This window comes from Acinetobacter sp. F-1 (assembly GCF_022869025.1).
Taxonomy (GTDB): domain Bacteria; phylum Pseudomonadota; class Gammaproteobacteria; order Pseudomonadales; family Moraxellaceae; genus Acinetobacter; species Acinetobacter pseudolwoffii.
Genome location: NZ_JAJKFX010000002.1, coordinates 364816 through 375565, shown reverse-complemented (window position 1 = coordinate 375565; position 10750 = coordinate 364816). Strand labels below are relative to the sequence as shown.

Below are 10750 nucleotides of genomic sequence, written 5' to 3'. Positions count from 1 at the left end.
AATTAGCATCAATTATCTTAGAGCTTCCAAAATTGAATGTTTGGTTGGAAAAAATAAAAATTGATCCTAAAATACTAATTCCTATAAGAATTAAAGGAATGTATAGGCATAAGTATTTAATAAAGTTATTCATATTTTTTTTAAAGTAATTAAATTTAACGCAATATATCAGTACTTGATAATAGTGTCTAAATTTACCTCTCCCTGACCCTCTCCTAAAAGGAGAGGGAACATCCTGAAATTTATTTAGTAATGAAAACTCCTTCTCCCTCTGGGAGAAGGCAAGGATGAGGGAAATATAGTCCAATAAAAAAGCCTCTACATCAGTAGAGGCTTTCTTTGCTTAAAATGGAAATCTTAAGACACTTTATCACCCGGTTTAGCACCAGATTCAGGTGAAATCACCCAAACACCATCGCCATTACTCGCAGCTAAAACCATACCATTTGAAATACCAAAGCGCATCTTACGTGGCGCAAGGTTAGCCACCATCACCACCAATTTACCTTTTAGGTCTTCAGGTTGATAGAACTCACGAATACCACTGAACACATTACGTGGCTCAGCTTCACCAACGTTTAAAGTGAGTTGAAGCAGTTTGTCAGAACCTTCAACTATAGCTGCTTCAAGAACTTCAGCCACACGTAGGTCAACTTTCATAAAGTCTTCGATGCCAATAATTTCAGCTTCACCGACTTTAGGTTCAGCTTTCTTCTCGACCTTCTTCTCTTTTTTCTTTTCAGCTTTAGCTGGTTCAACAGCAGGAGCAGCTAAAGAATCTTTAGATGCATCGACCATTGCGGCAACCGCTTTTGGATCTACACGTTGCATCAATGGTTGGAACAATGCAATTTCGTGACCGACCAGAATCGTTTCACGAGAAGCGAAGTCGAAAGATTCTAATTGCAAGAAATCTTGAACTTGTTGCGCCAGTGTTGGCAACACCGGAGCCAAATAAACAGCCAATTGACGGAACAAGTTAATACCGACAGAACATACGTCATGTACTTGTTGTTCCTGACCTTCCTGCTTCGCCAGCGCCCAAGGCTTTTTCTCATCGATATATTGGTTCGCTTTATCTGCAAGTGCCATGATTTCACGAATCGCAGCAGAGAATTCACGTGACTCATATTGTGCTGCGATTGAATCACCCGCATCAATGAAGCTTTGAACCAATTCAGGCTCTGCACAGTTTGCACTTAACTTGTTATCAAATTTAGTATTGATGAACTTCGCACAACGGCTGGCAATGTTGACCACTTTACCAACCAAGTCTGAATTCACTTTTTGAACGAAATCATCAAGGTTTAAATCCGAATCTTCAACTTTATCCGAAAGTTTCGACGCGAAGTAGTAACGTAAATATTCAGGGTTTAAATGCTCTAAATAGGTTTCCGCTTTAATAAATGTGCCGCGAGATTTCGACATCTTCTGACCATTGACAGTCAAGAAACCGTTTACAAATAACCCTGATGGCGTACGGTAGTTTGCACCTTCAAGCATTGCCGGCCAGAACAGCGCATGGAAATACACAATGTCTTTACCAATGAAGTGATAGACCTCATTTTTAGAATCTTTTTTCCAGTAATCATCAAAGCTTAAATCAGGACGTTTGGTTTTGATATAGTTTTCAAAACTCGACATGTAGCCAATTGGCGCATCGACCCACACGTAAAAGTATTTGTTGGGGGCGTCTGGAATTTCAAAACCGAAATATGGCGCATCACGCGAGATATCCCAATCGTTCAGGCCATTTTCAAACCATTCATCTAATTTGTTAGCAATCGAGACCGGTAAGCGGCCTTCATCACGTGTCCATTTTTGCAGGTATTCACCAAAATTCGGCAACTTAAAGAAGTAATGGTCAGATGATTTTTCGACAGGTGTTGCACCGCTTAAAGTCGAATGTGGGTTCAATAATTCGGTTGCATTATAAGTTGCACCGCAAACTTCACATGAATCGCCATATTGATCTTCTACTTTACATTTCGGGCAGGTGCCTTTAATGAAACGGTCTGAGAGGAACATGCCTTTTTCAGGATCGAAAAGCTGGGTGACAGGACGAACCGCAATATTGCCGGCATCACGGTTTTTGAGATAGATTTCAGATGCACGTGCGCGGTTGGTATCGCTATGGGTAGAATCATAATGATCGAAGTGCACCGCAAAACCATCAAAATCACGGATATGTTCTTTTTGTACGTTGGCAATTTGTGCTTCCGGTGAAATCCCGTTGGCTTCAGCACGTAACATGATGGCTGTGCCGTGAGCATCGTCCGCGCAGACATAAGTCACATCATGACCCATTGCACGCATCGCACGTACCCAAATATCAGCTTGGATATAACCGAGTAGGTGACCCATATGAATCGGGCCATTGGCGTATGGAAGGGCGTTAGTGACTAAGATATTACGCACGGATATGACTCTCTCATTCGTATATTATGCAAGGTGGATGATTTTACCTGATGCAGGTCCGAATACAAAGCAATCCTTTAAGCGAATCAATTCCATTTCACCGGGAATTCGTGTCGAAAGGTCTTTGTATTTACAGAATGTCTTGGAAATGTAGATTTCCCTATATTGCGTTGCCAATAACAGCGATAATAGGCCATTGATCTAAAAGCTTTGAGCTAGAAAACCATGATTGACGAAGATGATTTTGATTTTGACCAACCTGTCACGCGTATTAAACAAAATGCAGCGAGTCAAAAACAGTTGGGCAGTCAGATTTTAAAAGATGCAGAAGCTTATCTTGAAGACATCTCGGCAGATGAACATACACTTTTAATCAAAAACTTATCGGGTTTAGTCGCGCAAGATGCTTATTTCCAAGTACTGGCAGATCAGCTCGATCAACCGATTGGCGCGAAGTTTGCCAATGATGCTTTAAATTTGATGCATTTTTGGCCGGCCATTCACCAGCTTGAAGATATTGAGCAATTTAAGCTACTCGATATGATCAATAGCGAATATTTCCAGACTGAAATGCTGAAAGCCTTCGATGCCTTAGAGATTGATGAAGACATCAAAGCCAAGCGCCGTTTGGTGCTGCTTGAAAGCTTGAAAATGTACAAACTTGGCTTTTACAGCGGTTGTATTCCAAATGTTTATGCGCAGCTCGAAGGTATTTTGACAGATATCCTGATCAAAGCAGGCTTCTTAAAGCAAAATGGCACCAAGTTTGTCGATGTCTATAAAATTGTACCGGGTTTAAAAGGCAATGAAATCAAAAGCCTGTGGCATAAGTCTAAAATTGCGATTGAACTGAATCCGTATTTTGCTGAACTTGCTGCCTATAAAATGGATTCAAGCTCGAATGTGACCATGACCCGTCATAACATGCTACATGGCACAGATGTCGACAACTTCAATCAAGCACGCAGCTTCATTCTGTTGATCTGGTTGTTCTCTGCGGTGAGCTTTATGAGCACCTTGCGTGTCTGACTTGAAATAATATCTCCTGATGCATTTGCATCCTATAAACATCTGATGTGAATTGGCAACACTGACTCTTTGGCTTTGGAAACTATGTTATAACGGCATTTGAATGAGAAGCCAAAGAAAATGTGCTGACAGGCTTACCAAGCCAGGCTTTGTCGAAACCTCAAGTAATCGATGGACTTGAATCGCCAGAATCCAAAAGAGTTGGATTATTGACTTTGCAATACTGATTGGGCGCAGCTCATGCTACAGACTGCAAACAATAGCAACAACATGTACAGGCTTTGTTGCAGTTTGCTTACTGCGCCCGATTTGCCCCCACGCTTTGTGCTAAAAAATGGCTGATTGTTTATATGATATGCCTAAGGAGGGTACCTCATGACTCAGCAGAACCAGAGCAATAGTTCAAAGCAAAATCAAGACAAAGAACAACATGAGAAACAATTAAATCAGAAAGCCAAAGAAGAGCAAAAGCAAAACCAGAATGACCAGAAGCACAATCAGTCGCATGATACACAAGATACAAAGCCACACCAGACTGATGAAAATTCTGATAGCAAACAAAACTCTAAAGATACAGGCGCTGACTCGGAATCGAAGGATGAAGCCTCTAAAGAGCAGCCATCTGATCAAAAAGATAATTCGAAAAATGAGCAATCAGATAACAAAACTGAAAGCTTTAAGATGGATGATTTAAAAGCGAAGGCCATTGCGATTGGTGAGGAGCTATTACAAAAAGGCGAAAAACTTCTGAATGAGCTAAAACATGGCAAGTCCAACGGTCAGAAAAATGATGATCAAGGTTCAGATGACGCAAAAAAGGCAAAAGCTGATCATAGCACTGAAGATAAATCATCGAATCAGTCAGATAAACAAAATGCTAAAGAAGCTCAGACCGATCAACAGGCAAGCATGGCCAATTTAAAAGATGAGGCTGTACATAAGTTTGAAGATACAAAACAGAAGATTACTGAGTTAGTCAGTGAAGCCTCTACCAAGCTGGGTGAGCTGAAACAGATGGCGGCTGATAGCATGAATAAAATGAAAGAAAATCAATCTCAGGGCAATGATTCTGATCAGCAAAAAGATGCCAAAGCTCAAAATTCAGAATCGAAATCAGGTCAGTCTGACAAGAGTGAATCTAAAGAAGATCAGGATAAAAATGCCAAGGATCAGCAGCACAAGTCTGAAAATAATAAAAATCATAAATAGACTGTGATTATTGTAGAGCCACTTTAATCAAAGAAGGTTAAAGTGGCTTGCTACACCTAAAATCAATAAAAATTCTTTTCACATCAAAAAGAATCCAGTTGGCTTTACTTTGATTGATTCACTTTTAGCATGCCTATCCGCTACAATCCAACAAAACCAAGTAAAATGGTTGGAAATTGCAGATATCTCCTCGATCTTCTCGGCAGAGTGCTTAACCTTAAGCGAAAACCCCGTTAAACTATGCCATTCGGATATCTATCTATAGTTTTGGAGTAACCTATGTCGTGGCTTTCTTCGCTCAAATCGGTCTTTTCACCTTCGCAGGAGGTGAACGAAGAAGCTGTGCAAAAAGTATTGCAAAACTATCTGTTGCCAAATTCAAATGATCCGCTCAAACAGCGTATTACTCAGGTCAATGTTCAAGCTGAGATCCTACAAATCACCTTAAATACTTATCCTGAAGAAAAACAAGATCTGCAACAAATCCATGATGAACTGGCGCAAGCTTTGCAAAAATGTGGTATTCAAGAACTGAATATGCATGTGATTCAGCAAAAAACTGGGCCTAAAAGTCATAAATCGGATGGCTGCGGGCATAAGCATGCCAAAGGTGAAAGCTGTTCCAGTCAGCCTAAAGCAGAAGCAAAACCCAATCTTCCCCCTGTGGTGGATGCCTCCGCCCAGCCTGCAAAACAAGAAGAAGCTGATCCCAATAATCCACCGATTCAAAAAGCTGCACCTCAGCAACGTGATGTACCAAAACATCCACGTATTCAAAATGTGATTCTGGTGTCATCCGGCAAGGGCGGTGTAGGTAAATCGACGACTACAGTGAATCTGGCACTGGCTCTGCAAAAATTAGGCTTAAAGGTCGGTGTGCTGGATGCCGATATTTATGGTCCGAGTATTCCGACCATGCTCGGTAATGCGGGCAAAACGCCGATGATCGAAGCGGAACAGTTTGTCCCTATCGAAGCCTATGGAATGGCAGTGTTATCGATTGGCCATTTAACTGGTGATCACAATACTCCAGTGGCTTGGCGTGGACCGAAAGCCACCGGTGCATTGATGCAATTATTTAACCAGACCTTATGGCCAGATCTTGATGTTCTGATGATTGATATGCCACCCGGTACAGGGGATATCCAGTTGACGTTGGCACAGCGCATTCCGGTAACCGGGGCAGTGATTGTCACCACACCACAAAACGTGGCCCTACTCGATGCGACCAAAGGCATTGAACTGTTTAACCGTGTGCAAATTCCGATCATGGGCGTGATTGAAAATATGTCGACCCATATCTGTTCAAATTGTGGTTTTGAAGAACAGATTTTTGGCACAGGCGGTGGAGATAAACTGTCTGAGCAATATCATATTCCATTATTGGGTCGCTTACCTTTAGATGCTGAAATTCGTGAAAATGCCGATGCTGGCACACCTTCAGTCATTGCCGGAGATGATGCAGCCGAAAGCTATATGCTGATTGCAGAAAAAATTGCAGCGCAGCTACCTAAGGCCGAAAAAGATCAGAGCCGAATTTTCTAATTGACCCATTAAATAGAGAGTTCACATATTTAAGCCCTAATTCAAGTTAGGGCTTTTTTATTAATAATTCACGGAAATAAACAGCTTTAAATTAAGAAAATTGACTGAAATGACTGTTGCGTATTGGTTCCCAAAATGGTTTCAAGTGATTGAATTAAATTGATTTAATTCAGTGTGAATTCTGATTATATGTTCTCTTACAATTATTTTTTTGCAGCATTGACCGAACTATTCTATGCTACGCGGATTAGAGCGAGGTCAAACTATGATTTCATGGTTTTTTATTGGTTTAGTGGCAACCATTCTTTTAACACCAGGCCCAACCAATACCTTATTGGCATCTTCAGGCATACAGGTCGGATTTAAAAAAACATTTCGTTTAATTCCTGCTGAAGCCTTTGGCTATCTGATTGCCATTAGCTTTTGGGGCATTCTGATCGGAAAAATTTCCGTTCATCTTCCGCTTTTGCCGACCATTCTCAAGCTGTTTAGTGCCGGCTATATCCTTTTTCTGGCTGTGAAATTATGGCGCACGGCAGAACTCAGTGAAAATTTTGAAAATGTCTCGATTCGTGCACGAGAACTATTTCTGGCAACCTTGTTAAATCCTAAAGCACTTTTATTTGCTTCAGCGATCTTTCCGGTGATTGTCTGGAAAAGCAGTCAGCACTATGTGACTCATATGTTAATATTCCTGGTTTTGCTGATTCCGATTGCATTCTTCTGGACTTTCCTCGGCTCAATACTGGCCAGAAAAAACAGTCGCTGGCTCAATCAAAAAAACCTGCAAAAAACCGCATCACTGGTGTTAATGAGCTTTTCGATTCCTTTAAGCTATTCTGCACTTTTAAGTTTATAAGCTGATATCTATCAGCAATTTTTTATCCACTGTGGCTGCAAGCGCTTCACTTATTTTCATTGGGGGCAATTTCAGTTAAAGTACGTCGCAATAACTTGTTCTTAAGATTTTTGGATTATATCAATGGCAATTAAGTCTGATCGTTGGATTCGCGAAATGAGCGAAAAACACGGCATGATTGAACCGTATGCAGAAAACCAGGTACGTTTGGATGAAAATGGTCAAAAGCTGATTTCGTATGGCGTATCGAGCTATGGTTATGACGTGCGTTGTGCACGGGAATTTAAAGTATTTACCAATGTGCATTCTGCAATTGTCGATCCGAAGAACTTTGATGAACGCAGCTTTATTGATATTGAATCGGATGTTTGTATTATTCCACCGAACTCATTTGCATTGGCCCGTACCATCGAGTATTTCCGTATTCCACGTAATGTACTGACGGTTTGCCTGGGCAAGTCGACTTATGCGCGTTGCGGTATCATTGTCAACGTCACTCCGCTTGAGCCAGAGTGGGAAGGTCATGTAACTTTAGAGTTCTCAAATACCACCAACCTTCCTGCGCGTATTTATGCAGGGGAAGGTGTCGCACAAATGCTATTTTTTGAGTCTGATGAAGTGTGTGAAACGTCATATAAAGATCGTGGCGGAAAATATCAAGGCCAAACTGGCGTTACTTTGCCGAAGACCTAAGCAGTTTAAAATATTGAATAACGGGACTATATGTCCCGTTTATTTTTTTGAGATTTTCATTCATCGGAAACTCAGGTTTTTACTTCAATTGACTTTGGCATCTGTATTAAAAGTCAGCATAATAGATTCCGAATAACCATAAAAAAGATGCAATGCATCATAAAAAACAAAATGTAGCGGCTGGGAAGCTGAAACATAAAGATGCGGAGCATCGGATAAAAAGGAAAGAGTGAGATGACTCAGATAAAAGATCTATTTAAATTTCGCAAAAATTATTTAGCAATGACAATTGGTTTAATCCTGTTGCCTTCTGCGCATGCGATGCAGGAATTATCAGATTCTTCTCTTTCTGACACCACGGGTGAGGGGGTTGCGCTCGTACTTGATGATTTTAAAATGGTGTTTCAAGGCCCTAAAGATATTTCTGCTGGTTCCAGTTATGCCAGAGGTATTGAAAATCCGGGACAGGCGGATACGGGTTTTATTCGCATTATTCCAACTGGTGAAAACTATGAAAAGCTAGGGGAGCGTTTATACGATAAAGTTTATAGCAATACTTACCATAATGCTTATCTAGCTGAACGTGCGAGAATCTATAACCATGTATATGGAGATACGTATGCATCAAGCCGAGATGCTTATATTACAGACAATCGCACCCGCGTAGCGAGTGAAATTACAGCTGAATATGCTGCTAGCTATCGTGGTAGTCTAGTCCAACAATATCTCGATTCACCAATTATGAAACAGTATTATGATCAGCGTTATGCTGATTATTATAATGGTAGTTCAGCTGGCTTGAATTTTGTAAATGATGGTACAACAAAAGAGTCAATTACCCCATGGTTAACTGATCGGTCGAAAGCAGCTGCACTTAAAAATACTCTGGAAATGATTGAATTGTTATACGGAAATAATTATGCAGCGAATCTTCCAAATTCACCTTTTTACCAAAGTTTTAAACAGCAGTTTCCAAGCTATGTTCGTGCAAATGTCATTAAAAATACAGTAGATAGTCAGCTTGCAGCCAAGACCACTGAAATGCTAAATCAGTTGGCTGCAGATTATGCGAAAGAACAGGCAACAACAGCCAGTAATACCGTGCATGATGAAGTTGTACGAAATGCAATAAATATGGCAAAAGCTGCTGCACAAAATGCCAATATTGGAAGCCTGCGTACCAAGGCAGATGTTTTCATTTATGGTCTGGCATTATCAAAAAGTGATGACTCGCTGAGCACGCGATACAGTAATCAGGGTTTTAGTTGGGGATCTGCAGATAATCCTTGGTTATTCCGGGCAGGAACTGAAAGCGTCAAACAGTTTAAGGACGCTGCTAAAGATGTAGGCTATATTGCTCTAGAAGCGCCTCTTGCCAAGATTGCTCCAGATGAAAGTGATAATAATATTAAATTGGGGTTTTGGAGTGATATTTTTGCACGTGAGCTTAATTCCTCTAATGTTGTCGATCCTATAACAGGTGGGCCCACTTCAGGGCTTGATACAAATTACCGATTAAGAACGCAATTTGTTGCCAATGGTCTCAGTTTAAATGGTTCGCAAGTTCGGTTATTCCAAACCTTGGAATCGGATAATAAGGACTATAATCAAACTTTAGGAATGGCAAGTATCGTTCGTTTAAATACCAATGATCGGCCAGAAATTCTAAGCAGTAGCGATACCAATCTTAATACCAAAGGTATTCGTCTAAGTACTGCAGCAAAAACAGATGCACTTGATGGTAATGTTCCGACCCCAGCCTTAAACGGAAGTGCTGCTCCCATATTTCATGATTCTGAGGGTTTATATTTATATAGCCCAAATATTAACCTGGTGCTCGGTAATATGTATCAGCCTTTTGTGGTCGGTTCAGAAGGCAATAATATTATTTTAGAAGTGACACGTATTCCAAATATCCCTGCTATTTATAATCAAATTTATCAGAATTATGGGGGTGGACTAGGAGAATCTGATTTAAAAGGTTCAACCTGTAATGTCTATAGTTGTGGTACGCCGATTAAAAATAATGCTTCAGATGCGACCGTGCTTTATCAAGGCCGTAACGCCACTCACAGTAGTATTTCAATAGGGACTACAGAGCGTATCCCAGGAACAAATTTGCTGCGCGCCAAAGATGGCCCCAACTCCACGGGAGTCGTATTCAAGAGTACTGATGGTATAATTAAGAATTTTGGGTCTGCAGTCATTGATGGCGTACTGATTCAGCATTTAAAAATTAGAACAACTGGTCTGTAAGGGAGTATAAAAATGTCCAAATTATTGACCCTCTGCGCATTGATATGTACCTCTATGCTCAGTCAAGCCGGATTGGAAGTCCTTAATCAGCAAGAGTTAACTGAGACAGTAGGACAGGGCGGAGCAGACCTTAACTGGACTTTATCCTTAAATCATATTTACGCCACAGATTTAACCAAAGATACAATTTCTCGACTTGATGGAAATGATAATCCACTAGAAGTATTTTATGTTTTAGATCCGACAACATGTGGTGCAACAAAACAGTTTTGCCGTTTGGCAATAGCCCCAAATAATCATGTCGATGCCAATGGGAATAAAAAATGGTTAGTATTTAAAGGTATTCAGGGCACGATTCAGATTGACAAGTTTTCTATCGATGGAACAACCATCATTAATCATCGTAATGAACCGCAAACAGCGATGAAAGTCAGCTTTTATGATGACAAACCTTTGAAAATCAGAAACTTGGGTTTCAGTACAGTGTCGATTGAAACGGGTACAGGGGGTGGTGCACTAGAAGGTTATGCCAATACAGGTACTTATGACACTTATACAGCACGCACCTATAATACCGAAGGCGGTTTTTCTACCTCGACACAAGATGTGCCTTCATTTGATAAAGGGGCTGAAAAAGGTTTTATGGGATTGAATGTTCATGGAAATCTGCATATGTCCGGTAATTTGAAAATATTTGGTTATAACTGTACAGGTGGGGCACAAAGTCGTTGTTAATCGCAG

At 40.6% G+C, this 10750-nt stretch carries 8 protein-coding genes; 7 read left to right on the top strand and 1 reads right to left on the bottom strand.

Features of this window, described 5'->3' with window-relative positions:
* Nucleotides 1-357 precede the first annotated feature (357 nt).
* Entirely contained in the window at nt 358-2418 is a 2061-nt protein-coding gene (gene metG / locus LOZ91_RS03725) for a methionine--tRNA ligase (RefSeq protein WP_244782670.1), read from the bottom strand.
* 225 nt (nt 2419-2643) lie between these two features.
* Here metG and LOZ91_RS03720 point away from each other — a divergent pair, with 225 nt between their 5' ends.
* From LOZ91_RS03720 to LOZ91_RS03690, 7 genes are all read left to right on the top strand, one after another.
* Nucleotides 2644-3447 carry a hypothetical protein gene (locus LOZ91_RS03720; RefSeq protein WP_244782669.1) on the top strand — a complete coding sequence of 268 codons (804 nt, stop codon included), beginning with the start codon at nt 2644-2646 and terminating at the stop codon, nt 3445-3447.
* Between the two features lie 375 nt (nt 3448-3822).
* The gene (locus LOZ91_RS03715; protein ID WP_005097864.1) at nt 3823-4656 is read left to right on the top strand and encodes a hypothetical protein; all 834 of its coding nucleotides are present in this window, start codon (nt 3823-3825) and stop codon (nt 4654-4656) included.
* 279 nt (nt 4657-4935) lie between these two features.
* Entirely contained in the window at nt 4936-6201 is a 1266-nt protein-coding gene (apbC, locus tag LOZ91_RS03710) for an iron-sulfur cluster carrier protein ApbC (protein WP_074383443.1), read from the top strand.
* 265 nt (nt 6202-6466) lie between these two features.
* Entirely contained in the window at nt 6467-7060 is a 594-nt protein-coding gene (locus tag LOZ91_RS03705) for a LysE family translocator (RefSeq protein WP_244782668.1), read from the top strand.
* A gap of 123 nt (nt 7061-7183) precedes the next feature.
* Nucleotides 7184-7753 carry a dCTP deaminase gene (gene dcd, locus LOZ91_RS03700; RefSeq protein WP_004280726.1) on the top strand — a complete coding sequence of 190 codons (570 nt, stop codon included), beginning with the start codon at nt 7184-7186 and terminating at the stop codon, nt 7751-7753.
* A 234-nt stretch (nt 7754-7987) separates the two neighbouring features.
* A complete protein-coding gene (locus LOZ91_RS03695) occupies nt 7988-10009 on the top strand; it encodes a hypothetical protein (RefSeq protein ID WP_244782667.1) in 2022 nt (673 codons plus the stop codon).
* Nucleotides 10010-10021: 12 nt separating this feature from the next.
* The gene (locus tag LOZ91_RS03690) at nt 10022-10744 is read left to right on the top strand and encodes a hypothetical protein (RefSeq protein ID WP_005097859.1); all 723 of its coding nucleotides are present in this window, start codon (nt 10022-10024) and stop codon (nt 10742-10744) included.
* Nucleotides 10745-10750: the final 6 nt, after the last annotated feature.